Source organism: Microbacterium sp. Root53 (assembly GCF_001426925.1).
Lineage (GTDB): Bacteria > Actinomycetota > Actinomycetes > Actinomycetales > Microbacteriaceae > Microbacterium.
On the sequence record NZ_LMFR01000007.1, the window covers coordinates 22,742 to 47,257 of the forward strand.

At 71.6% G+C, this 24,516-nt stretch carries 21 protein-coding genes and 1 pseudogene; 14 read left to right on the forward strand and 8 right to left on the reverse strand.

Annotation, left to right across the window (positions count from 1 at the left end; genetic code table 11):
• Positions 1-15 precede the first annotated feature (15 nt).
• On the reverse strand, positions 16-1,863 hold the full coding sequence (gene lepA, locus ASD19_RS03780; RefSeq protein WP_055988827.1) for a translation elongation factor 4: 1,848 nt from the start codon (positions 1,861-1,863) through the stop codon (positions 16-18).
• Between the two features lie 248 nt (positions 1,864-2,111).
• On the opposite strand from lepA, the gene ASD19_RS03785 reads away from it, so the two are divergent.
• The 6 genes from ASD19_RS03785 (at position 2,112) to rpsT (ending at position 9,127) form a co-directional block, all read left to right on the forward strand.
• Positions 2,112-3,095 (forward strand): ABC transporter permease, encoded by a 984-nt coding sequence (locus ASD19_RS03785; RefSeq protein ID WP_055988828.1) that lies wholly within the window; start codon positions 2,112-2,114, stop codon positions 3,093-3,095.
• A gap of 2 nt (positions 3,096-3,097) precedes the next feature.
• A complete protein-coding gene (locus tag ASD19_RS03790; RefSeq protein ID WP_055988829.1) occupies positions 3,098-4,039 on the forward strand; it encodes an ABC transporter permease in 942 nt (313 codons plus the stop codon).
• Complete coding sequence (locus ASD19_RS03795; RefSeq protein WP_055988830.1) at positions 4,036-6,099, forward strand: ABC transporter ATP-binding protein; 2,064 nt, start codon at positions 4,036-4,038, stop codon at positions 6,097-6,099. The genes ASD19_RS03790 and ASD19_RS03795 overlap by 4 nt, the downstream gene beginning before the upstream one ends.
• 101 nt (positions 6,100-6,200) lie before the next feature.
• Positions 6,201-7,910 carry an ABC transporter family substrate-binding protein gene (locus ASD19_RS03800; protein WP_055988831.1) on the forward strand — a complete coding sequence of 570 codons (1,710 nt, stop codon included), beginning with the start codon at positions 6,201-6,203 and terminating at the stop codon, positions 7,908-7,910.
• 98 nt (positions 7,911-8,008) lie between these two features.
• The gene (locus ASD19_RS03805) at positions 8,009-8,749 is read left to right on the forward strand and encodes an alpha/beta fold hydrolase (protein ID WP_055988832.1); all 741 of its coding nucleotides are present in this window, start codon (positions 8,009-8,011) and stop codon (positions 8,747-8,749) included.
• 117 nt (positions 8,750-8,866) lie between these two features.
• Positions 8,867-9,127: a 30S ribosomal protein S20 gene (gene rpsT, locus ASD19_RS03810; RefSeq protein WP_055988833.1), complete on the forward strand. Its 261-nt coding sequence runs from the start codon at positions 8,867-8,869 to the stop codon at positions 9,125-9,127.
• Positions 9,128-9,176: 49 nt separating this feature from the next.
• Here rpsT and holA read toward each other — a convergent pair whose 3' ends face one another.
• The 5 genes from holA to leuS all read right to left on the reverse strand — a co-directional run bounded on the left by holA (position 9,177) and on the right by leuS (position 16,835).
• Positions 9,177-10,220, reverse strand: a complete 1,044-nt coding sequence (gene holA, locus ASD19_RS03815) for a DNA polymerase III subunit delta (protein WP_055988834.1) — start codon at positions 10,218-10,220, stop codon at positions 9,177-9,179.
• Between the two features lie 38 nt (positions 10,221-10,258).
• Entirely contained in the window at positions 10,259-12,640 is a 2,382-nt protein-coding gene (locus tag ASD19_RS03820) for a ComEC/Rec2 family competence protein (protein ID WP_235562959.1), read from the reverse strand.
• A 106-nt stretch (positions 12,641-12,746) separates the two neighbouring features.
• Positions 12,747-13,358, reverse strand: a complete 612-nt coding sequence (locus tag ASD19_RS03825) for a GntR family transcriptional regulator (RefSeq protein ID WP_235562960.1) — start codon at positions 13,356-13,358, stop codon at positions 12,747-12,749.
• Between the two features lie 185 nt (positions 13,359-13,543).
• Positions 13,544-14,167: a ComEA family DNA-binding protein gene (locus ASD19_RS03830; RefSeq protein ID WP_230667816.1), complete on the reverse strand. Its 624-nt coding sequence runs from the start codon at positions 14,165-14,167 to the stop codon at positions 13,544-13,546.
• Between the two features lie 94 nt (positions 14,168-14,261).
• Positions 14,262-16,835 (reverse strand): leucine--tRNA ligase, encoded by a 2,574-nt coding sequence (leuS, locus tag ASD19_RS03835; protein WP_055988836.1) that lies wholly within the window; start codon positions 16,833-16,835, stop codon positions 14,262-14,264.
• A gap of 96 nt (positions 16,836-16,931) precedes the next feature.
• On the opposite strand from leuS, the gene ASD19_RS03840 reads away from it, so the two are divergent.
• From ASD19_RS03840 to ASD19_RS14595, 7 genes and pseudogenes are all read left to right on the forward strand, one after another.
• Positions 16,932-17,570, forward strand: coding sequence for a DedA family protein (locus ASD19_RS03840; protein ID WP_055988837.1), 639 nt, complete (start codon positions 16,932-16,934; stop codon positions 17,568-17,570).
• Between the two features lie 52 nt (positions 17,571-17,622).
• Positions 17,623-18,657, forward strand: coding sequence for an App1 family protein (locus ASD19_RS03845; protein ID WP_055988838.1), 1,035 nt, complete (start codon positions 17,623-17,625; stop codon positions 18,655-18,657).
• A 62-nt stretch (positions 18,658-18,719) separates the two neighbouring features.
• Positions 18,720-19,436, forward strand: coding sequence for an SOS response-associated peptidase (locus ASD19_RS03850; protein ID WP_055988839.1), 717 nt, complete (start codon positions 18,720-18,722; stop codon positions 19,434-19,436).
• A 44-nt stretch (positions 19,437-19,480) separates the two neighbouring features.
• The gene (locus ASD19_RS03855) at positions 19,481-20,773 is read left to right on the forward strand and encodes a M18 family aminopeptidase (protein ID WP_055988840.1); all 1,293 of its coding nucleotides are present in this window, start codon (positions 19,481-19,483) and stop codon (positions 20,771-20,773) included.
• A 2-nt stretch (positions 20,774-20,775) separates the two neighbouring features.
• Positions 20,776-20,949 (forward strand): hypothetical protein, encoded by a 174-nt coding sequence (locus ASD19_RS13910; protein ID WP_156377095.1) that lies wholly within the window; start codon positions 20,776-20,778, stop codon positions 20,947-20,949.
• A 14-nt stretch (positions 20,950-20,963) separates the two neighbouring features.
• Positions 20,964-22,232: a recombinase family protein gene (locus ASD19_RS14490; RefSeq protein WP_055988841.1), complete on the forward strand. Its 1,269-nt coding sequence runs from the start codon at positions 20,964-20,966 to the stop codon at positions 22,230-22,232.
• A pseudogene (locus ASD19_RS14595) lies at positions 22,187-22,546 on the forward strand (zinc-binding dehydrogenase); the annotation flags it as partial. The gene ASD19_RS14490 and the pseudogene ASD19_RS14595, both read left to right, overlap by 46 nt.
• A gap of 54 nt (positions 22,547-22,600) precedes the next feature.
• Here ASD19_RS14595 and ASD19_RS03870 read toward each other — a convergent pair.
• The gene (locus ASD19_RS03870; protein WP_055988842.1) at positions 22,601-23,608 is read right to left on the reverse strand and encodes a nitronate monooxygenase; all 1,008 of its coding nucleotides are present in this window, start codon (positions 23,606-23,608) and stop codon (positions 22,601-22,603) included.
• Between the two features lie 59 nt (positions 23,609-23,667).
• On the opposite strand from ASD19_RS03870, the gene ASD19_RS03875 reads away from it, so the two are divergent.
• The gene (locus ASD19_RS03875; protein WP_055988843.1) at positions 23,668-24,045 is read left to right on the forward strand and encodes a YdeI/OmpD-associated family protein; all 378 of its coding nucleotides are present in this window, start codon (positions 23,668-23,670) and stop codon (positions 24,043-24,045) included.
• A gap of 78 nt (positions 24,046-24,123) precedes the next feature.
• Here the strand turns inward: ASD19_RS03875 and ASD19_RS03880 are convergent.
• The coding region (locus ASD19_RS03880) for an HNH endonuclease signature motif containing protein (RefSeq protein ID WP_235562961.1) at positions 24,124-24,516 on the reverse strand (393 nt) is incomplete at its 5' end.

Here is a 24,516-nt window from a genome sequence, read left to right on the forward strand (position 1 = left end):
CCGGTGCCCTTCGGCTTACTTGGCCTTGGTCTCGACGTCGCCCGAGAGCGCCGCGATGAAGGCCTCCTGGGGGACCTCCACGCGTCCGACCATCTTCATGCGCTTCTTGCCCTCCTTCTGCTTCTCGAGGAGCTTGCGCTTGCGGCTGATGTCGCCGCCGTAGCACTTGGCGAGCACGTCCTTGCGCATGGCGCGGATGTTCTCGCGGGCGATCACGCGCGCGCCGATGGCGGCCTGGATGGGGACCTCGAACTGCTGACGCGGGATGAGCTTGCGCAGCCGCTCCGTCATGGTCGTGCCGTAGGAGTAGGCCTTCTCGCGGTGCACGATCGCGCTGAACGCGTCGACGCGGTCGCCCTGCAGGAGGATGTCGACCTTCACGAGGTCCGCCTCCTGGCGGCCGGCGGGCTCGTAGTCGAAGCTCGCGTAGCCCTGCGTGCGCGACTTCAGCTGATCGAAGAAGTCGAAGACGATCTCGCCCAGCGGCATCGTGTACTTCAGCTCGACGCGCTCCTCGGACAGGTAGTCCATGCCGAGCATGGTGCCGCGGCGCGACTGGCAGAGATCCATGACCGTGCCGACGTAGTCCTTCGGTGTCAGGATCGACGCGCGCACGATCGGCTCCGACACCGAACCGATCTTGCCGTCGGGATACTCGCTCGGGTTGGTCACGACGATCGTCTCGCCGGTCTCGGTCGTGACCTCGTAGATCACGCTGGGCGCGGTCGTGATGAGGTCGAGCCCGAACTCGCGCGACAGGCGCTCCGTGACGATCTCGAGGTGCAGCAGGCCCAGGAAGCCGCAGCGGAAGCCGAAGCCCAGCGCGACCGACGTCTCGGGCTCGTACGCGAGCGAGGCGTCCGACAGCTTCAGCTTGTCGAGCGCGTCGCGCAGGTCGGGGTAGTCGCTCGCGTCGATCGGGTACAGGCCCGAGTAGACCATCGGCTTGGGGTCCACGTAGCCGGCCAGCGCCTGGGTCGCGGGGTTCCGCGCCGTGGTCACGGTGTCGCCGACCTTGGACTGGCGCACGTCCTTCACGCCCGTGATCAGGTAGCCCACCTCGCCGACGCCGAGGCCCTTGGACGGGACCGGCTCCGGCGCGGACACGCCGATCTCCAGGAGCTCGTGCGTCGCCCTGGTCGACATCATCTGGATGCGCTCACGCGGCGTGAGCGTGCCGTCGATCATTCGGACGTAGGTGACGACGCCCCGGTAGGCGTCGTAGACCGAGTCGAAGATCATCGCGCGGGCCGGCGCGTCGGCGTCGCCCTTCGGCGCGGGGATCTCGGCGACCAGGCGGTCCAGCAGCTCCTCCACGCCCTGTCCCGTCTTGCCCGACACGCGCAGCACGTCCTCGGGACGGCCGCCGATCAGGTCGGCCAGCTCCTTCGCGAAGCGCTCCGGGTCGGCCGCCGGGAGGTCGATCTTGTTGAGCACGGGGATGATCGTGAGGTCGTTCTCGAGCGCCAGATACAGGTTCGCGAGCGTCTGGGCCTCGATGCCCTGCGCGGCGTCGACCAGCAGGATCGCGCCCTCGCACGCGGCGAGCGAGCGCGACACCTCGTACGTGAAGTCCACGTGCCCGGGGGTGTCGATCATGTTCAGCGCGAACGTCTGACCGTCCTGCTCCCACGGCATGCGCACGGCCTGCGACTTGATCGTGATGCCGCGCTCGCGCTCGATGTCCATCCGGTCGAGGTACTGCGCGCGCATGTCGCGGTCGGCGACCACGCCGGTGATCTGCAGCATGCGGTCGGCCAGCGTGGACTTGCCGTGGTCGATGTGGGCGATGATGCAGAAATTGCGGATGCGCTCGGGGGGCGTCGCGGCAGGCTCGAGCGGCGTAGAGGCACGGGGTGACATGTCCGTTCGATTCTACGGTGCGCGGTCCGCTCCGCCCGCCGCGCGCGGGAGCGCTCACATCGTGCGCCCCGCGGCCGTGCGCTCGCGCGTGCACTATGCAGGTTGCGCGGTCGTCACCCGCATGTTGCGCGCTTTTCACGACGAGAGCACAGATCGGTAACGCTTTTCGCCCATCCGTGTCTCGTCATGGTGATATTGCGGCTCGACGGTAGAGTCGCCGACAACGTCGTCAGAAAGAGTTCCACGCCTTGATCCGATTCCTGCTGCGCCGCACTGCGGGCTGGCTGTTGATGATCGTGGCGGTGACCAATCTCACGTATTTCCTGGCCTGGGGCTACCTCGACCCCCGCGCCAACTACGTCGGCCGCCGTCCGCCCCTGTCCGAGCAGGAGATCGTGAATCTCCTCGAGCCGCGCAACCTGAGCGACACCGTGCCGCTCGTGACGCGCTGGTGGAACTGGATCAGCGGCATCGTGCTGCGCTGGGACTGGGGCGTGAGCCCGGTCGGGCAGTCGGTCAACGAGCAGGTCGCGTACCGCATGTGGGTCTCGGCGGAGCTGATGCTCGGCGCGACCATCCTCCTCACGCTGCTCGGCGTCGGCCTCGGCGTGTACACGGCGTCGCGGCAGTACAAGACGGCCGACCGCGTGTGGCAGGGCATCTCGATCGTGACCATGAACATCCCCGTCGTGGTCGCCGCGCTCGGCATCGTTTTGCTGGCGATCGCGCTGAACAACGCGGTCGGCGAGCGCATCTTCTTCGTCACCGGCGCTTCATCACCGGGCGTCGAGGGCCTCTTCCCCGTGCTCGTCGACAAGCTGCAGCACCTCGTGTTGCCGACCCTGTCGCTCGTCCTGATCGGCTACGCCACGTACCACTTCCTGCAGCGCTCGCTGCTGCTGGACAACATCAAGACCGACTACGTGCGGATGGCGCGCGCCAAGGGCCTCACGAAGCAGCAGGCGATCCGCCGCCACGCGCTGCGGACGTCGCTCATCCCCGTCGCCACGCAGGTGGCCTTCTCCATCCCCGGCATCTTCACGGGCGCGATCCTCACCGAGCGGATCTTCGCCTGGGAGGGCATGGGCAAGTACTTCCTCGACACGATCACGCTGAACGACATCCACGGCGTCGTCGCGATCGCGGCGTTCAGCGCCGTGCTCACGGCCATCGGCGCCGTGCTCGCCGACATCGCCGTCGTGATCCTCGACCCCCGAGTGCGGGTGAGCTGAACATGAGCATCGCAGACCAGCTGATCGACCCGCTCGAGCACGGCGACAACCCGCCGCCCTCCGAGCCCGAGCTGCGCGCCGGCCGCAAGCGCATGTCGAAGTGGGAGCTCTACTCCCGCCGCTTCGCGCGCAACCGCCCCGCGCTCGCGGGCCTCGCGATCTTCGCGCTGCTCGTCGTCTTCGCCGTGGTGGGGCCGCTGTTCCAGAAGTACGACCACATCGAGCTGGACTTCCTCGCCCTCAGCGACCCGCCGAACGCGGACCACTGGTTCGGCACCAACAACGCCGGCAACGACCTCTATGCGATGGTCGTCGTCGGCCTGCAGCGGTCGCTCATGATCGCGGTCGTCGTCTCGACCGGGTCGACGATCATCTCGGCGGTCGTGGGCGCGGCCGCGGCGTACTTCGGCGGATGGATCGAGAAGGTCAGCCTGTTCGTCATCCACTTCCTGATGCTGACGCCGACGTTCCTGCTGCTGTCGATGATCTCGAACGACTCGGGCGGCGACTGGCGCGTGATCGCGCTCGTGCTGATCTTCGTCAGCTGGTTCTTCGCGGCCCGCACGATCTGGACCCTGTCCCTCTCGCTGCGCGAGCGCGAGTACATCCACGCCGCGCGCTACATGGGCGTGCCCGGCATCACGATCGTGCTGCGTCACATGCTGCCCAACATCGGCTCGCTGCTCGTGATCAACTTCACGCTCGGCGTCGTGAACGCCGTCGTGGCCGAGACCGGCCTGTCGTTCATCGGCTTCGGCGTCAAGCTGCCCGACGTGTCGCTGGGCTCGCTCATCGGCATCGGCGCCAGCACGGTGTCGAGCGCGCCGTGGCTGTTCTACTTCCCCGCCGCCGTCCTCACGCTGCTGACCGTCTCGATGGCGCTCGTCGCCGACGGTCTGCGCGACGCCCTCGACCCGACCTCGGCGGCGGGAGGCCGCGCATGAGCCCCGCCACCAGCCCCGTCCTCTCCGTCCGCGACCTCACCGTCAGCTTCGCCTCCGAGGCCGGCCGGGTCGACGCCGTGCGCGGCGTCTCGTTCGACCTCATGCCCGGGCGCACGCTCGGCATCGTGGGCGAGTCGGGCTCGGGCAAGTCGGTCACCTCTCTCGCGGTCATGGGCCTGCTCGACGACAACGCCCGCGTGGGCGGATCCATCGTGTTCGACGGCCAGGAGCTGCTGGGCCGCACGGACGCGCAGCTGTCCAAGCTGCGCGGCAACGGCATCGCGATGATCTTCCAGGACCCGCTGACGTCGCTCACCCCGGTGTTCACGATCGGCGACCAGATCATCGAGGCGCTCACGGTCCACAACGGCCGGATGTCGCGTCAGGCAGCGACCGAGCGCGCGATCGAGCTGCTGCGCCTCGTGGGCATCCCGAACCCCGAGAAGCGGCTCAAGTCGTTCCCGCACGAGTTCTCGGGCGGCATGCGCCAGCGCGTCGTGATCGCGATCGCGATGGCCAACGATCCGAAGCTGATCATCGCGGACGAGCCGACCACCGCGCTCGACGTGACGATCCAGGCGCAGATCCTCGAGCTGATCAAGACCGCGCAGCGCGAGACCGGCGCGGCCGTGATCATGATCACGCACGACATGGGCGTCGTCGCGAACATCGCGGACGACGTGCTCGTGATGTACGCGGGCAAGCCGATCGAGCAGGCGCCGGTCGACGAGCTGTTCGGCGACACGCGCATGCCGTACTCGATCGGCCTGCTGGGCGCGATCCCGCGCGTGGACAAGGCCGAGAAGCAGCCGCTGGTGCCGATCAAGGGCAACCCTCCCCTGCTGATCGATCTGCCGGACGCGTGCCCGTTCGCCGACCGCTGCCCCATCGTCGTCGACGCGTGCCGCCGCAAGGAGCCCGAGCTGCTGCCGGTCGGGGGCAAGGCCGACCACCGCGCGGCCTGCATCCGCGCCGAGGAGATCCGCAGCGGCCGGATCGACGGCGCGCCCGTCTACCCCGTGCCGGTCATCCCGACCTCCGACCTGGTGCGCACCCCGCGCGAGGAGCGGCTCGTCACGCTGCAGGTCGAGAACCTCACGAAGACGTTCCCGCTCACCAAGGGCGCGTTCCTGAAGCGCAAGATCGGCGAGGTGCACGCCGTCAAGGGCGTCACGTTCGACGTGCGCGAGGGCGAGACCATGGCGATCGTGGGCGAGTCCGGCTCGGGCAAGACCACGACCCTGCTGCAGATCATGGACTTCGTCCCGCAGGACGACGGCGACATCCGGATCGTGGGCACGAGCGTCGGCGACGTGAAGGGCGGCCGCGACGAGCGGCGCCTGCGCCGCGACATCCAGATCGTGTTCCAGGACCCGATGGGCGCGCTCGACCCCCGCATGACGGTGTTCGACATCATCGCCGAGCCGCTGCGCACGATCCGCGAGCCGCGGGAGCGCGTCGAGGCGCGCGTCGACGAGCTCATGGACCTCGTGGGCCTCAACCCGGCGCACAGCGACCGCTTCCCGACCGCGTTCTCGGGCGGCCAGCGCCAGCGCATCGGCATCGCGCGCGCCCTGGCGACCAACCCGAAGGTGGTCGTGCTCGACGAGCCCGTCTCGGCGCTCGACGTGTCGATCCAGGCGGGCGTCATCAATCTCCTCGACGAGCTCAAGGTCAAGCTGGGGCTCTCGTACCTGTTCGTCGCGCACGACCTCTCGGTCGTGCGTCACATCGCCGACCGCGTGGCGGTGATGTACCTCGGAAGCTTCGTCGAGCACGGCGACGTGGACGAGGTGTTCGACAATCCGCAGCATCCGTACACGCAGGCGCTGCTGTCGGCGATCCCCGTGCCCGATCCAGTGAAGGAACGGACCCGTGAGCGCATCGTGCTCTCGGGGGATCTCCCCAGCCCGACCGAGAAGCCCAAGGGCTGCCCGTTCGTGAGCCGGTGCCCGCTGTACCGGACGCTCGGTGACGCGGAGCGCACCCGCTGCGAGTCGGAGACACCGGCTCTCACGGGGCGCGAGGGGGTCCACGTGAACGCCTGTCATTACCGCTGATGTCCGACGGCCGGCGGCCCTCGGCCGCCGACTCACGCAATCCAACTGAACAGTCCCCACCATCCCAAGGGCGCCCACCAGGCGCCGAAAGGAGCACCAAGATGAAGCTGCAGCACAAGCTGCTGGGCGTGGTCGCCGCAGGCGGCGCGCTCGCTCTCACCCTCGCCGGCTGCGCCGGCGGCGGCAACGGCGGAGGCACGACCGAGGAGACGCCGGCCGAGACGATCGAGGGCGCGGACTACAACCCGCAGCCCCGCGAGAACCTCGAGCAGGGCGGCGAGGTCGTCTTCCCCATCACCGAGATCACGCCGCAGATGAACGTGAACCACTCGGACGGCTCGGTCGACACCGCGACCATCTGGGAGTGGTACAACCCGCAGACGATCCTGATGTCGCCGGAGGGCGAGGCGTCGGCCAACCCGAACTACCTCACGGGCTGGGAGGCCGAGGAGGTCGACGGCAAGACGGTCGTCACCTTCACGATCAACCCCGAGGCGACCTTCAACGACGGCACGCCGTTCACGTGGGAGTCGTACAAGGTCACGTGGGAGGCGAACCGCTCGAGCGAGGAGGGCTACAACCCGAACTCGACCGACGGCTACTCGCTGATCGAGTCGGTCGAGCAGGGCGAGGACGAGTTCCAGGCCGTGGTCACCTTCTCGCAGGTGTACCCCTGGTGGCAGGGCCTGTTCTGGCACCCGCTGCACCCGGCCGTGAACAGCCCGGAGATCTTCAACGAGGGCTACCTCGAGGAGCCGAACGCCGACTGGGGCGCCGGTCCGTACAAGGACGAGTTCGACAAGAACGGCGGCACCATCTCGTTCGTGCCGAATGAGAACTGGTGGGGCGACGAGCCGCTGCTCGACAAGGTCACGTTCCGCGTGCTCGAGCCGGTCGCGGCGGTCAACGCCTTCCAGAACGGCGAGATCGACTACGTCGACAACCTGTCGGCCGACAACCTCGAGCAGCTCAAGGACGTCGAGGGCGCCGTCACGTACCGCGCGCAGCGCACCGCGACGAACCTGCTCCAGATCAACGCCGAGCGCCCGCAGTTCGCCGACCTCGAGGTCCGCGAGGCGATGTTCAAGGCGATCGACCGCGAGCAGATCAAGCAGGTCATGTGGGACGGCCTCGGCTACACCGAGGAGCCCGTCGGCTCGCTCAACCTGTTCCCCTTCCAGGAGGGCTACGTCGACGCCCTGTCCGAGGCGGGCTGGGAGTTCAACGTCGAGGACGCGAACGCGATCCTCGACGAGGCCGGCTGGACGCTGAACGGCGATGTCCGCGAGAAGGACGGCGTCGCGCTCGAGGGTCGCCTCCCGATCTTCGGCGACGACCCGCTCACGCAGGCCCGCGCCCAGGTCGTGCAGTCGCAGCTCGCCGAGATCGGCGTCAAGGTCGAGATCGACGCCCGCCCCGCGAGCGACTTCTCGACCGTCCTGACGACGAAGGACTGGGACCTCGTGATGCTGGGCTTCTCGTCGAGCGACCCGTATGGCGTGGCCTACATGTGCCAGCTGTACTGCTCGGACAGCGGCCTGAACCTGTCGGCCACCGGCACGCCGGAGATCGACGAGCGCATCAAGAACGAGGTGTCGGCTCTGCCCACGGCCGAGGAGCAGACCGAGGCCGGTCTGAAGCTCGAGGCCGAGATCATCGCCGAGACCTGGGGCATCCTGCCGCTGTACATGGGTCCGTGGATCTCGATGGCGACCGAGGGTCTCGCGAACCTCACGCCCGAGACCTACACGGGTCTGGACCTCTTCGGCCTGCAGCCGGTCGAGAACGTCGGCTGGGAGAAGTCGGAGTGATCCGTCGCTGATCTGACGATCCGCACGTCGGGGTCGGTGGTTCGTCCACCGGCCCCGACGTCGTCCCCGGGCCCGTCACCGGGCCTAGGGTGAGGGGCATGCCGGTGCAGGTCGTGCTCGTCCACGGGATCCGGACGTCCGCGACCATGTGGCGCGCGCAGGTCGCCCACCTCGAGCGGCGCGGCGTCGCGGCCCACACGATCGACCTGCCCGGCCACGGCACGCGGATGGCCGAGACGTTCACGCTCGAGGGCGCATTCTCGGCGATCGACGCCGCGGTGCGCTCGGCCGCCGCCGCCGGGCCCGTGCTGCTCGTGGGCCACTCGATGGGCGGTCTCCTCGCCACCGAGTACGTCGGGGCCGAGGATCCGCCGCCGGTGGCGGGACTGGTCGCGGTATCGAGCACGTCCATCCCCCGCGGCCTCGGGCTGCGCGCGTACCGCACGCTCATGGGCGGCTTCAACGCGCTGCCGGGTCGCGGCGTGGTCTTCACGAAGGCGATGCTGCGCGCCACCCTGCCGGACGAGACCCGCCGCGACTTCGGCGCCGGCGGGTACGCCTTCGGGGCGCAGGACGCGGCCCTCCGCAGCCTCTCGGTCCTGGACCTGATGGCCGCGCTGCGACGCATCCGGGTGCCCGTGTGGTTCGTGAACGGGCAGTGGGATCAGCTGCGGCTGCACGAGAGGCGGTTCGCGGCCGCGGTGCCCGGGGCGGAGCTGATCGTCGTGCCGCGCACGACCCACCTCGTCACGGCCATGCGACCGGACGTGTTCAACGCCGTGCTCGACCTGGCGATCGCCGTGATCGAGAGCCGCGAACGCCGGGAGGATGCGCGCTGACCTGGTAGAGTAGGTCCTTGGCTTGCGTGTGGGTCCCACCCCGCACCCGTCGTGCGACGCCCCTCTACCGTCAAGCGACATCGTCCGAACAACCTCTGAACGAAAGTCCTCTGACACGTGGCAAACATCAAGTCGCAGATCAAGCGCAACAAGACCAACGAGAAGGCCCGCGAGCGCAACAAGGCCGTGAAGAGCGAGCTGAAGTCGGTCGTCCGCCGCACCCGCGAGGCCATCGCCGCCGGCGACAAGGCCGCCGCCGAGGCCGCCCTGCTCAAGGCCGCCAAGAAGCTCGACAAGGCCGCCAGCAAGGGCGTCATCCACAAGAACCAGGCCGCCAACCGCAAGTCGGCGATCGCCAAGAAGGTCGCCGCTCTCTGAGCCGCCCCTTCTGAAGAGAGCCCGTCCCCGTCGGGGGCGGGCTCTTCTCTTACTCTCCGAAGGGGCGGCGGGTCGCGATGACCGCGACCATGCGCTCGAGCGCGAACACCGGGTCGCGCGAGGCGCCCTTGACCTCGGCGTCCGCACGCGCGGCGGCCTGGATCGCGAGGCCGAGCGTCGACTGCGTCCAGCCGGCCTGCAGGTCGCGACGCGCGCGATCCACCTGCCAGTCCTTCATCCCCAGCCGCGCGGCCAGCGCACGGGCGGGCTCGCGGGATCCCGCGACCTTCGCCATGGTGCGCAGCTTCATCGCGAACGCGGCCACGATCGGCACGGGGTCGGCGCCCGACGCCAGCGCGTGGCGCAGGCCGATGAGCGCCTCGCCGTAGCGGCCCGCGATCGCCGTGTCGGCCACCGCGAACGCGTTGGTCTCGACGCGGCCGCCGTAGTAGCGCGTCACGATGTCCTCGGTCACGTCGCCGTCGACGTCGGCGATCAGCTGCTGGCAGGCCGCCGCGAGCTCGGTGAGGTCGTCGCTGAAGGCAGACAGCAGTGCCTGCAGCGCCCGGGGCGCGATGCGTCGACCCGCGGCCTTGAACTCGCCGGCGGCGAAATCATGACGCTCGGCGTCGCGCTTGATCGCGGGGCACGGCACCTCGACTCCCCCACCGACACCCGCGCGGATCGCGTCGAGCAGCTTCTTGCCGCGCACGCTGGCGCCCGTGTGGCGCAGCACGACGGTCGCGCCCTCCTGCGGCTGGTCGATATAGGCCAGCGCCTCGGTCAGGAACGCATCCGAGCACTTCTCCACGCCCGACACGCGCACGAGGCGCGGCTCGCCGAACAGCGAGGGCGCAGACACGGCCAGCAACGTGCCCGCCGTGTAGTCGTCGGCCCGGATGTCGCTGATCTCGACGGCCGGATCCTCGGCCTTCAGGTAGTCGCGCACGCCTGCGATCGCGCGCTCGGCGCAGACCTCCTCGGGGCCGGACACCAGCACGATCGGAGCCGGGCGCGGCGCACGCCACGACAGCTGCGGGATCAAGGACTTCGCACCGCGCGCCGGGGACTTCGAAGCGGGTGCGGGTGCCATGACCTCAGCCTACCGGCGGGCGCAGACACCGCCCGCGCTCACGGCGGCCGCTCGCGCCAGACGGTCACGCCGTCCGGCGAGGGCGAGACGAGCACGAGGCCGGATCGATCCGTGCGCGCGACGGAGGCTCCGAGCGCCGCGAGCGTGGTGAGGATCTCCTCGCGCGGGTGACCGTAGTCGTTGTCCGCGCCGACCGTGACGAGGGCGACCGACGGGCCGATCTCGCCGTAGAGCTCGGGCAGCTGGTCGGCGCTGCCGTGGTGGGCGACCTTCACCACGGGGTACGGTCCCGCGAGCAGTCCGGTCCCGAGGAGCGCCGCCTGCGCGGAGGCGGACAGGTCGCCGAGGAGGATCGACCGCGGCACGTCGGGGCCCGCGATCTCGATCACCACGCTCGCGTCGTTGCCCGCGGGGAAGGCGGCGGATGCCGCCCGCGGCCACAGCACGCGCCATCGCGCGGAGCCGAGCATCCCCGTCGCGCCCGCCGCGACCTGGATCCGCTGCGCCGCGCCCAGCTCGTCGAGCGCGCGCGCATCCGCCGCTTCGCCGAGCGGGCCGTGCAGCACCGTGCCGACCCGGTCGCGCAGCGCCGCCGCACCACCGGCGTGATCGACGTCGAAGTGCGTGAGCACGAGCAGGTCGACGCGGGCGACCCCGAGCCTGGCGAGGCAGGAGCTCAGCGGCTCGGGCTCGGGACCCGTGTCGATCACGGCGACGGATCCCGCGGAGCGCACCACGAGCGCATCCCCCTGGCCGACGTCACAGGCGGCGATCGCCCAGTCGCGCGGAGCGGCGAGCGGCCCGGCGACGCCCGTCAGGGCGGTCGCGCCGACCGCAGCCCCCGTGCCGAGCGCCAATCCCGCCGCCCCGACGCGACGGGCCCACACGTCCCACGCGCCGATGCGCCCTGCGCGCGCGATCAGGACGCCCGCGGCCGCTCCGGCCAGCGCGAGGAGGACGGCGCCGCCCAGCCCGGGCGGCCACAGCACGCGCGCTCCGGGCAGGGCCGACACCGTCTGCGCGGTCGCGGCGATCCACGCGGACGGCACCCACGCCACGGCGGCGAGGCCGTCCGCGAGCACCGGCAGCGGCGCGGCCAGGCACGCCGCGAGCCCGACGATCGTCACGAGCGGCGCCGCCGGCGCGGCCAGGAGGTTCGCGACGACGCCGTACGCGGGAACCTCCGGCGCCAGCAGGACGAGCACGGGCCCGCACGCGAGCTGGGCCGCGAGCGGCACGCTGAGCGCAAGCGCGAGCGGCGAGGGCATCCAGCGGGAGAGCCCCGCCGCAAGAGGCCGGGCGAGGAGGAGGAGCGAGCCCGTCGCGACCACCGACAGCACGAATCCGTACGACGCCGACAGCCACGGATCGGCGATCACCAGCACGGTCGTCGCCAGGGCGAGCACCGAGACCCCCGCGCCCACCCGTCCCAGCACGAGCGCGAGCAGCGCGATCGACGCCATGGTGGCCGCGCGGACGACGCTGGGCTCCGGCGTCACGAGCACCACGAACCCCGCCAGCGCCGCCGGCGCGACGGCCACGCGCACGCCGCGCGCGGCGCCGAGCAGCGCGGCGGCGCCGAAGGCGATCCCGACGACGAGCGCGCAGTTGGCCCCCGACACGGCGGTGAGGTGGCTCAGCGACGCCGCCTTCATCGCCGCATCCAGGTCTTCGGACACCGCGCGCGTGTCCCCCACCGCGAGGCCGGGCAGCAGCATCGCGCCCGGCGCAGGAAGGGCGGAGGCCCGCTCCACCAGTCCGTCCCGCAGCTCCGCGGCGAGATCGAGCCCGGCCGGCGGGGTCGAGGTCACCTGCACCTCGCGGGCGAACACGACCAGCGCCGCGCGCTCCCCCGCGTCACCCGGCTGCGCGCTGCCCCGCGCCACCGCCGTCGAACCGAGATCCAGCCCGGCACCGCTCACGGCGTCCTGCGGGACGCTGACGGTCACCGGCACCGCGCCGAGCAGAGAGTCCGCGTCCCGCCGCACCGCCGCGGCCTCGGCGTCGAACCACAGCGCATCGCCGTGGCGCTCCACCTTCGAGGCGACCACGACCTCGACCTCGATGGCGCGGCCGCCGCCGGTCGCGAAAGCGACGGCCGCCTCGCGCGCCGGATGGGCAAGCGCCACGTGCCCCGATACGGCACCCGCGGCGGCACACGCCAGAACGGCCACCGCGCACGCGGTGCGCGCCCCGACCCACCGCCACGCGAGCACGCCGCCCAGGGCGAGAAGCCACGCGGCGATCGACACCGCACCGGCCGAGGCCGGGACCGCGACCGCCCACAGGGCCACCGCCCACGCGGCGATCGCGACCGGCACCAGCCGCATGTCGCGCGCGCCCACTCGGTCGACGGCATGGACGACGCGGCGCGACCGCGGCTCGATCCGCTCGACGGGATGCCCCTCGATGACCGACACGGGCCCACGCTAGGGAGGCAGAGCGTCGCGCCGGAGCGACGCCTGCGCTCTCGTGGAGCACCCGCGGCACCGCACCGCCTGGGGACGAACGACCGGCTCGCGGCGGTCAGCTCATGGCGCGCTGCGCGACCTCCGGAAGGTCGCCGTCGATCCCGTGCAGTTCGCGCACGACGCGCTCCGCGGCGTCGGCGTCGCCCTCCGCGATCGCCCGGCGCAGTCGGTCGAGCATCGGGCGCACGACGTGCATGATCCCGTCGAACGACACGTTCCTCGTCACGTAGTCCACGGTGTAGACCAGGTCGCTGACGAGCAGGAAGCTGCGGTTGCCGCACGACGCGAGAATGTGCCGGTTGTACGCGCGTCCCGCCTGGAAGTACGCGTTTCTGTCGGTGCCCGCCGCGATGATGGCGTCGAGCAGCGCGAGCGCCTCGGTGCGCTGCGCGTCGTCCATGCGTCGCGTCGCCATGCGGGTCGCCGCGCCGTACAGGTACCCGGCGTGCTCGACGATCTCGAGCGTGCGCTCCGGCGTGATCTCGATCACCCGGGTGTACCGGCTGGCCGACGTCTCGACCAGTCCGGCGCGCTCCAGCCGCAGCAGCGCCTCGCGCACCGGCATCCGCGAGACCCCCAGCCGCTCGGCGAGGCCCTGATCACGCAGGTTCTCTCCCGGGAGGATCTGTCCGTGGACGATCGCTTCGGCGAGGCGATCGAACACCATGTCCGACAGCCGAGGAGCCTGCGGAGGGCGCAACGGCGCGCCGAAGTCGAGGGGCATGCACGATCCAATCCGACCGGGGGTCGTCAGATAAGGGGTCGGGTGAACACCCCTTCGGCTCAGGATTGTGCATTCCCCGTATTTTGTCGGGTCCCCATGACGCAATTCCGGAAGCCGTTGCCGCCGCCTCACCCGACCCGCACATGCGGTCGCAGGGTCTCGAGCATGCGGTCGCCGATGCCCGGGACCGCGAGCAGGTCCTCGACGCTCGTGAAGCGGCCGTTGGCGTGGCGCCACTCGATGATCCGCTGCGCCAGCGCGGGACCGATGCGCGGCAGCTCCTCCAGCGCGGCCGCGTCGGCCGCATTGAGGTCGATCAGCGCGTCGCCCTCCGGCGCGGCCCCGCCCGCAGCCGCGACCGGCGCCTCGCCCACGGCCGGCACGACCAGCTGCTCGCCGTCGCTCACGACGCGCGCAAGGTTCACGGCCCCTCGGTCGGCGCCGTCGCCGAACCCGCCCGCGGCGGCGAGGGCGTCGACGACCCGCGCGCCGGCGGGAAGCACGTACAGCCCGGGTGCGCGCACCTCGCCCGCCACGTGCACGTAGATCCGCCCCGCGGCGACCGTCGCGCCGGCCGACGGCATGGGGCCCGTCACATGCTCGACGGGAGCGGTCGCGCCGCGCCACATCCCGATGCCGATCGTCACGGCGAGGGCGGCAAGCGCCAGGACGATCACCGCGCCGAGCCCGAGTCTCACGCGCCGCGGCGGCGGCGCGATCTGCTCGATGGGACTCCCCTCGATGCCCGGCACCCGCCCACGCTAGGTCGGGCGCGAACGCCGGCGGGCGGGCATCCGGCCCTCCGTGGAGAGCCCGCGACGCCCGCCCGCCTGGGGACGAGAGCCCTCAGCGCGTCGAGAAGCTGACGACCTTCGGGGCGCGCACGATCGCGCGCACGATCTCCTTGCCGCCGAGCGCGCGGATGACGCGCTCGTCGCGGCGGGCCATGTTCTCCAGCGTGTCGGGGTCGACCTTGGCCGCGACCTCGAGCGTCGCGCGCACCTTGCCGTCGATCTGCACGACCGCGGTGACCGACTCCTCGACCAGCAGGGCAGGATCGGCGCTGCGCCACGACACGAGCCCGATCGAGCCCTCGTAGCCCAGCAGCTGCCACATCTCCTCGGCGGTGTGCGGCGCGAACAGGTCCAGGATCATCGCGGTCGCCTCGACCGCCTCGCGCACGGCGGGGTCGGCCGGGCCCGCGGCGCCGTCGACGGCCTTGCGGATCGCGTTGACCAGCTCCATCAGGCGCGCGACGACCACGTTGAACTTCGTCTGCTCGATCAGCACGGGCGCGTCGGCCAGCAGGCGGTGCGTCACGCGGCGCAGGCCGGCGTCGCCCTCGGCCCACACGACGTCGGGCTCGCTCGCGACCTCCTGCGCCAGGCGCAGCGCGCGCGCCAGGAACTTCTGGGCGCCCGTGGTCGAGACGTCCTTCCAGTCCTTGTCGTCCTCCACGGGGCCCGCGAAGGCGAGCGCGACGCGCAGCGCGTCCGCGCCGTGACGCTCGAGCTCCTCCTTGAACAGCACCAGGTTGCCCTTGGACTTGGACATCTTGGCGCCGTCCAGGATCACCATGCCCTGGTTGATCAGGCTCGAGAACGGCTCGGTGAAGTCCACCAGGCCCATGTCGAAGAGGACCTTCGTGATGAAGCGCGCGTACAGCAGGTGCAGGATGGCGTGCTCCACGCCGCCGATGTACGCGTCCACGGGCGCCCAGCGGTCGGCGTCCTTCGGGTCGAAGGCGGCCTGGTCATTGCCCGGCGACAGGAAGCGCAGGAAGTACCAGGAGCTGTCGACGAACGTGTCCATCGTGTCGGGGTCGCGCAGCGCGGGCTCGCCCGTGCGGGGATCCGTCGTCTCGACCCAGCCGGCGGCGGCGCCGAGCGGCGACTGGCCCTTCGGCTTCAGGTCCAGGCCGGCGGCCTCCGGCAGGCGCACCGGCAGTTGGTCGGCCGGGACCGGCACGATCTCGCCGTCCTGCGTGTGGATCATCGGGATCGGCGTCCCCCAGAACCGCTGGCGCGAGATCAGCCAGTCGCGCAGGCGGTACTGCTTGGCGGCGCGGCCGAGGCCCTTCTCCTCCAGCTCCTCGATCACGCGGGCGATCGCGTTGCGCTTGGACAGCCCGTCGAGGCTGCCCGAGTTGATCATCCGGCCCTCGCCGGTCAGCGCCTCGCCCGTGTGACGCGGGTCGAGCTCGCTCAGCTGCGGGTCGATCGGCACGCCGTCCTCGTCCACCTCGATCACGGGGATGGCGCCCGTGATCGGCGCCGTGGTGTCGACCACGACGCGGACGGGCAGGTCGAACGCGCGGGCGAAGTCCAGGTCGCGCTGGTCGTGCGCGGGCACGGCCATGACCGCGCCGTGACCGTAGTCGGCCAGCACGTAGTCCGCGGCCCAGATCGGCAGGCGCTCGCCGTTGATGGGGTTGATCGCGTAGCGCTCCAGGAACACGCCCGTCTTGGGACGGTCCGTGGCCTGGCGCTCGATCTCGGTCTCCTTCTGCGTCTGCTCCAGGTACTCCTGGAAGCGGGCGCGCGCCTCGGGCGACGCGGTGGAGACGAGCTCGGCGGCCAGGTCGCTGTCGGGCGCGACGACCATGAACGTCGCGCCATGCAGGGTGTCGGGGCGGGTCGAGAAGACCGTGATCTTCTCGGCGCGGCCCTCGATCTCGAAGTCGATGTCGGCGCCGACCGAGCGGCCGATCCAGTTGCGCTGCATCTGCAGCACCTTCTGGGGCCAGAAGCCCTCCAGCTGGTTCAGGTCGTCCAGCAGGCGGTCGGCGTAGTCGGTGATCTTGAAGTACCACTGGGTCAGCTTCTTCTTGACCACGGTGGCGCCGCAGCGCTCGCACGCGCCGTCGACGACCTGCTCGTTCGCGAGCACGGTCTGGTCGTTCGGGCACCAGTTGACCGGGCTCTCCTTGCGGTAGGCCAGGCCGCGCTCGTGCAGCTGCTGGAACAGCCACTGGTTCCAGCGGTAGTAGTCGTCGTCGCTCGTGTGCAGCACGCGGCTCCAGTCGAACGAGACGCCGTACGCCTTCAGGCTCTCGCGCTGCTGCGCGATGTTCGCGTACGTCCACTCGCGCGGGTCCGCGCCGCGCTGGATGGCGGCGTTCTCGGCGGGCAGGCCGAACGAGTCCCAGCCGATCGGGTTGAGCACGTTGTAGCCGCGGTGGCGCCAGAAGCGGGCGACGATGTCGCTGTAGAGGTAGTTCTCGGCGTGACCCATGTGCAGGTCGCCCGACGGGTACGGGAACATCGCCAGCACGTACTTGCGGGGCCGGGTGTCCTCCTCGCCGCCCGCGAGGAACGTCTCGTTCTGCTCCCAGTACGCCTGCCACTTGGCCTGCAGGGCGTGGACGTCGAACGCGCCGTCGACGGGCGCGGTGGTGGGTGCGGGAGGAGTCTGCGACACGGGAGTGATGAGCCAATCGGTTCGTGAGCACGCCGAAACAGCGCGTTGATGCGAGATTCCAGGTTAGCGCCCGGTGAGCGCCCATATGCTCGTGGCGTGAACGAGGCGCTCAACTGGCTGCTCGGCGCGGTCCAGTCCGTGGATCCCGTGCTGCGGACGGTCATCGCGGGCCTGGCGATCATGCTGGAGACGAGCGTGCTGATCGGCCTCGTGGTGCCCGGCGACACGGTCCTGATGGTCGCGGCCACGGGCGTCGGCAGCCTGACCGAGGGGCTCGTGCTCGGTGCCGTGGTCGTCGTGGGGGCGCTGGTCGGCGAGTCCATCGGCTTCGCGCTCGGGCGCTGGCTCGGGCCGCACATCCGCGCGTCCTGGGTCGGGCGCAGGATCGGCGAGCACAACTGGGAGCGGTCGGAGCGCTACCTGCGGCGGCGCGGCGGGATCGCGATCTTCCTGTCCCGCTTCCTTCCCGTGCTGCACTCCCTGGTCCCGCTGACGGTCGGGATGAGCGGCTACTCGTACCGCCGCTTCCTCGCGTGGACGCTGCCCGCGTGCCTGCTCTGGACCACGCTGTACGTCTCGATCGCGGCCGGCGCCGCCCACGGGTACCGCGAGGCGTCGGGCACCGCGCACTACGCGGGGTACCTGTTCGTGGGCGCGATCGTGCTGTTCATCCTGATCGTGTTCGCGGTGAAGAAGATCATCGCCCGCATCGAGCACCGTCACATGCACGACTGATCGGGTCCTTCGGGCGTGTGCCGGGCGCACGGCGCATGAAAGACTGTGCGGGATGTCCTCTGCCACGCCCCGCGACAGGATCCACTGGATCGCCCGGCTCGAGCGCCGCATCCACGCGTGGCGCGAGCGACGCGCCCGACGGCGCGGACGCAAGCCGACCGTGCTCGTGTTCCCCGGCTACGGCGGCGACGGGTGGGTGCGCGTCCTCGGCCGCGTGCTGATCGTGCCGCCGACCAAGCGGGACGCGAACGGGCAGCTCGCGCGCGTTCGCGGCTGGCGGAGCTTCCTCGGGATCCCGGTCGGCTATGCGACCGTCCGGATCACGATCGGCGACGAGGTGCACGAGGTCGTGGCCGACCGCGGCGGCGTGATCGACGCGCGGATCGAGGCCCACCTCGAGCCCGGCTGGCAGATCGTGCGGATGTCGGTCGAGAACGGCGAGCCCGGCGAGTCGCCCGTTCAGATCGTCGGGCCCGACGTCCGCACGGGCGTCGTGTGCGACATCGACGACACCGTGATGGTCACCGCCCTGCCGCGCCCGCTGCTGGCGGCCTGGAACTCGTTCGTGGTCGCCGAGCACGCGCGCCAGCCCGTGCCAGGCATGGCCGTGCTGCTCGGCCGCCTCACGCGACAGGAGCCGGGCATGCCCATGATCTACCTGTCGACGGGAGCCTGGAACGTCGCGCCGACGCTCACCCGCTTCCTGCAGCGGCACCTCTACCCGCCCGGATCGCTGCTGCTGACGGACTGGGGCCCCACGCACGACCGCTGGTTCCGCAGCGGCTCGGAGCACAAGGCGACCAACCTGCGCCGGCTCGCCGAGGAGTTCCCGGATGTGCGCTGGCTGCTGATCGGCGACGACGGTCAGCACGACGACGAGATCTACACCCGCTTCACGAGCGAGTACCCGTCGTCGGTCGCGGGCGTGGCGATCCGCCGCCTGTCCCCCGCCGAGGCCGTGCTCGCGGGTGGCCGCACGGCCGTCAACGACCACTCGGCCGCGGCCGTGCCGTGGGTCACCGCCGATGACGGCGCCGGCCTCGCCGAGCGCCTCGAGGCCGTCGGCCTGCTCGCGCACGACAGGTAGCACCCGCTTGCACCCATCCGGTCTTCGGGACGGGTGCCGGCGGCCCGGCATAGTCTGACGGCATGTGCGGACGGTTCGTGGTGGCGAAGGCGGGGAACGAGCTCGTGGGCGAGCTGCGCGTGGACCTGGTGGCCGACGAGCTGCCGCCGCCGTCGTACAACGTCGCGCCGACGGATCCGGTCGCGATCGTGCTCGACTCGGCCAAGACCGAGCCGCCCACGCGCCGCCTCGAGGTGGCACGCTGGGGCCTGATCCCCTCGTGGGCGAAGGACGTCAAGATCGGCGCCCGCGCCTTCAACGCGCGCTCGGAGGAGCTCGAGGAGAAGCGGATGTTCCAGAACGCGCTGCAGAAGCGGCGCGCGATCATCCCCTCCAGCGGCTACTACGAGTGGAAGCTCATCGGCGGCGAGAAGGTGCCCCACTTCATCCACCCGGAGGACGGCTCGCCCCTGCTGTTCGCGGGCCTGTACGAGTGGTGGAAGGACCCGGCGAAGGCGGACGACGACCCGGACCGGTGGGTGCTGAGCTTCACGATCCTGACCCGCTACGCGATCGGCGCTCTCGGCTCGATCCACGACCGGATGCCCGTGTTCCTCGACGCGGACCACGCCGACGCCTGGCTCGACCCGACGGTCGACTACCCGCGCGACGTGCTCGACGCGGCCGTCGACGCGGCGCCGTACGTCGCCGAGACCCTCGTCTACCACCCGGTGGCCAAGGAGGTCGGCAACGTCCGCAACAACGGCCCGGAGCTCATCGAGCCGCGCCCGGCGGCCTGACCCCGGGCGCCCGGGCCGTCACGGCCCCGGGCGATAATGGGACGATGATCGCCGACCGAGTTCCCGCAGATGCCCGTGACCACATCGAGGACCTCGCCGCGTTCGTGACGGCGTCGCCGTCGTCCTATCACGCCGCCGCCGAGGCGGCATCGCGCGCCGAGGCCGCGGGCTACGAGCGACTCGACGAGGCCGACGCCTGGTCGATCGAGCCCGGCGGCCGCTACGTCGTGCTCCGCGACGGCTCGGTCATCGCCTTCGCGCTGCCCGAGGACGCCGGCGCCATCACGCCGTTCACCATCATCGGCGCGCACACCGACTCCCCCGGCTTCAAGCTCAAGCCGAAGCCGACCATGCAGGGCGCGGGCGGCTGGTGGCAGCTGGGCCTGGAGGTCTACGGCGGACCGCTGCTGAACTCGTGGCTCGACCGCGAGCTCGAGCTCGCGGGCCGGATCGTCACGCTCGACGGCACGGAGCACCTCGTGCGCACCGGCTCGCTGCTGCGCATCCCGCAGCTCGCTGTGCACCTCGACCGCGGCGTGAACACGGAGGGCCTCAAGCTCGACAAGCAGCGCCACACCCAGCCCGTCTGGGGACTCGGCGACGCCGAGAGCGCCGACATCCTGCAGGCGCTCGCGGCGCGCGCCGGGGTCGACGCGGCCGAGATCGGCGGCTACGACATCGTCGCGGCCGACACGCAGGAGCCGCGCACGTTCGGTCACGCGCAGGAGCTGTTCGCCTCGGCGCGCCTCGACAACCTCCTTTCCGCGCACGCCGCGCTCGTCGCGCAGCTCGCGACCGCGCCGCAGGGCTCCATCGCGATGTACGCCGCGTTCGACCACGAGGAGATCGGCAGCGCGTCGCGCTCGGGAGCCGCCGGCCCGTTCCTCGAGGACGTGCTCGCGCGCATCTCGGCCGCGCTGGACGCGGGGCCCGAGGAGCGGGCGCAGGCGTTCGCCGCGTCGCTGCACATCTCGAGCGACGTGGGCCACGCCGTGCACCCGAACTACCCCGAGAAGCACGATCCCGCGAACCGCCCCGAGGCGGGCGGCGGCCCCATCCTGAAGATCAACGCGAACCAGCGCTACGCCACCGATGCGCACGGCGCGGCGGCGTGGAACGCCGCGTGCGAGTCGGCCGACGTGCCGACCCAGGAGTTCGTGTCGAACAACGCGGTGCCGTGCGGATCGACCATCGGCCCGATCGCCGCGACGCGCCTGGGCATCCGCACGGTCGACGTGGGCGTGCCGATCCTGTCGATGCACTCCGCGCGCGAGCTGACGGCGGTCGTCGACCCGTGGTACCTGTCCCGCGCGATGGCGGCGGTGCTCGCCCGCTGAGCATGTCGGCCGCCCTCGACACCGCCACCGTCACGCGCCTCGCGCGCGACGAGTGGCGTGCGCGCGAGGCGGCGCACGAGGCGCGGGCCGACGCGCTCACGGCGGAGCACCGCGAGCGCGCCGCGCGCGGCGAGAAGCACCCGGTGTGGGACTTCCTGTTCACGTACTCCCGATAGGTACAATGGGCCGCATGCCGCCCACCGCCCCGCGCCGCGCCGCCGTCTACCTCCGCATCTCCCTCGACGCCTCGGGCGACGGCCTAGCGGTCGAGCGCCAGCGCGAGGACGCTCTCGCCCTCATCGAGGCCCGCGGCTGGCATCTCGTCGGCGAGTACGTCGACAACTCGGTCAGCGCCTCCAAGCGCGACGTCGTCCGCCCGGCGTACTCCCGCATGGTCGCCGACTACGAGCGCGGCCTCTTCGACGCCATCGTGTGCTACGACCTCGACCGCCTCACCCGCCAGCCCCGCCAACTGGAGGACTGGATCGATGCCGCCGAGCGGGGCGCGCTCGTCATCGTGACGGCCAACGGCGACGCCGACCTCGGCACGGATGCGGGGCGCCTCTTCGCCCGCGTGAAGGCCGCCGTGGCCCGCTCCGAGATTGAGCGCAAGGGCGCCCGCCAGCGCCGCGCGAACGAGCAGCGCATCGCGCAGGGCCGACCCCTCCCGACGCGCCGCCGTTACGGCTACGAGGCCGACGGCGTCACCGTCCGCGAGGACGAGGCCGCGGTCGTGCGCGACATCTTCGAGCGCGTCGCGCGCGGCGACCACCTCCGCGCCATCGTGCGCGACCTCCTCGACCGCAGGGTCGACCCGGCGACCGGCCGGACGTGGTCGACCGGGCGCCTCCGTCAGATGCTCCGCAACCCGGCCTACGCGGGCGAGCTCCGCGCGCACGGCGTCACGCACGACTCCGACGCCATCGAGCCCATCGTCTCGCGCGAGCTGGCCGCCGAGGTGCGCGCGATCCTGGCCGACACCTCGCGACGCACGGACACCCGCGGCCCCGGCCGACGCTACCTCGCCTCCGGGCTCGTCGCGTGCGGCGGCCCCGAGTGCGAGCGCGCGCTCACGAGCCGCGGCGCCTACTACGTCTGCCGCTCGACGGCGGAGGAGGACAAGCCCCGCGACGCGGACGGCCGCCTCATCCGGCGCGAGGGCCACGTCGGCATCGCGCGCGACCTCCTCGACCGCCACCTCCGCGAGGAGATGGCCCTCGCCCTCCTCACGACGCGCCCCGAGGTCCTCGCTGGCGAAGCCGCCCCCATGGCGCCCCTCGTCGCCCGCCTGGACCGCATCGAGGCCGCGACGCTGGCGATCATCACCGACCGCGACGAGGGCCTCGTAACGCCCGCTGCAGCCCGCGCACGGCTCGTAACCCTCCGGGAGGAGCGCGAGGCCGTCGAGGCCGCCCCGAGACCTTCGAGCGGCTCGCCAACCGGTTCGACCTCATCGTGAACACGGTCAGCGCGCCCCTCGACGTCGACCGCTACCTGTCGCTGCTCGCGCTCGACGGCACCATGGTGAACGTGGGCGCCCCGCCGGAGCCGCTGCCCGTCACCCTCTTCACGCTGTTCGCGAACCGCCGCTCGTTCTCCGGCTCGACGATCGGGTCGATCGCCGAGACGCAGCAGATGCTCGACTTCTGCGCGGAGCACGGGATCGCGCCCGAGATCGAGCTCATCGAGGCGACGCAGATCAACGACGCGTATGAGCGCGTGCTCTCGAGCGACGTCCGCTACCGCTTCGTGATCGACGCCGCGACCCTGTAGGCCCTGCGCGCGGCGCGATCGACGGCCCCGTCGGCCGGCCGATCGCGCCACCGCTCACGGCGTCAGGTCACGGAGGATCTCCGCCGCAGGCGCTTCCCTGGCGTCCCGCCAGCCCTCCCCCGCCCACAGGTGCACCCCTCCGCTGTCGCCGCGCGCCGCGGCGTCCGCCCGCATCGCCCGGGTCAGGTGGTGGATCGCAGGATAGCCCGAGGGCGCGTGCGCCGAGTGGGCCTCGACGAATCGGTTCACGAGCGCCCGCGCGGGCCGCCCCGTGAACGCGCGGGTGAGCTCGGTGCGCGCGAACGCGGGATCCGCGAGGGCGGACCGGTGCACGCTCGACGTGCCGCTCTCGCGCGCCCGGAGCAGCGCCGTGCCCACCGCCACGGCGTCAGCGCCCCCATCGAGCAGTTCGGCGACCTGATCGCGGCGCGACACCGCTCCTGTCGCGACGATGGGAGCGGCCACGGCCTCCCGGATGCCCCGCACGAGGTCGACAAGCGGGACCGCTGCCGGGAGCACCCCGGCCTCCCACACGCCGGAGTGGCCGCCGGCCCCGTATCCCTGGACGACGAGCACATCGATGCGGGCGTCGATCGCGCTCCGCGCCTCGGCGGCCGACGTGACGGTCTGCAGGACCAGCGTGCCGGCGTCGCGGAAGGCGTCGATCACCGTGCGCTCGGGAAGGCCGAATGTGAAGCTGACGGCGGGCACGGGGTCGGCCAGCAGCAGCTCGACCTTCGCGCCCCAGGCGTCGTCGTCCTCGGTCTTCGCGGGCATCGACGTCCCGCTCGGCGCGATGCGCTCCCAGTAGCGGGCGTACGCCGCGTCGTCGATGCGATGGATGTTCGGCACGAAGAGGTTCACGCCGAACAGGTCGACTCCCGCCTCGCGCACCGCCCCGATGTCCGTGCGCAGCGCGTCGACGGCCTTGTATCCGGCGGCGAGCTGCGCGAAGTGGCCGGCGCGCGCCGCCGCGATCACCAGCGCCGGCGTGCTCGGGCCGCCCGCCATCGGGGCGGCGAACACCGGCTTGCTGCGCGACAGCGGCTCGGGGAGGCTCATGCGTCCATCCTGCCCGCCGCGCTCCCGGCGATGTCCGATGTGCGCAGTAGCGTGCCGCCATGACGGAGATCGACGGCGAACCCGTTCTCGACCGCCCGTCGGTGGCCGACGTGGAGGCGTTCTTGGAGCAGGCCGGGCCCGAGACCCGGGTCGGGTGGCTCCGGCTGACGCGGAAGGGCGTCGTGCCCGCCTCGCTCAGCTCGGACGAGCTGGTGGACGTGGGGCTCTGCTTCGGATGGGTCTCCGCCGTCCGCCGCGGCGGCGACGAGGAGACCTACCTGCAGCGATACGCGCGGCGGCGCCCGGCGTCGAAGTGGTCCCGCCTCAACATCTCAAAGGTCGAGCGGCTGATCGCCGAGGGCCGGATGCGCCCCGGCGGGCTCGCCGAGGTCGCGGCGGCGCAGGCGGACGGACGGTGGGACCACCCGTGGACGTGACGGCGACGGGTGGCGGTCAGGCGCCCGAGCGCCCGCCGGCACTGGGTGCTGACGCTCGGCACTCAGCCGCCCCGCACGTCAGAAGGGTGGTGCGCCGCCACCGACGTACTCGATGCGGTAAGGGGTGTCGTAGTACTCGTACCCGGCCGGGGACCGGTACCGCAGGATCCCCCTCCCGACCTGGTCGACGTCCCAGGGCGAGTAGTGCTTCATCATGTGATGCGGCTCGCACAGGTGCGCCAGGTTGTCCACGCTGGTGGGCCCGTCCTTGGACCACGGGATCGTGTGGTCGATGTCGCAGTGCTTCGCCTTCGTGGCGCACCCCGGGACCCGGCACGTCCCATCCCGCGCCAGCAGGTACCGCCGCTGCGCCGCCGTCGGGGTGCGGTGATCGACCGTGAGGAGGGCCCCGGTGTCGGGGTGCAGGACAGCCGCTCCCACCCCACCGCACCCGCCGCCAGCCGGCGGGCG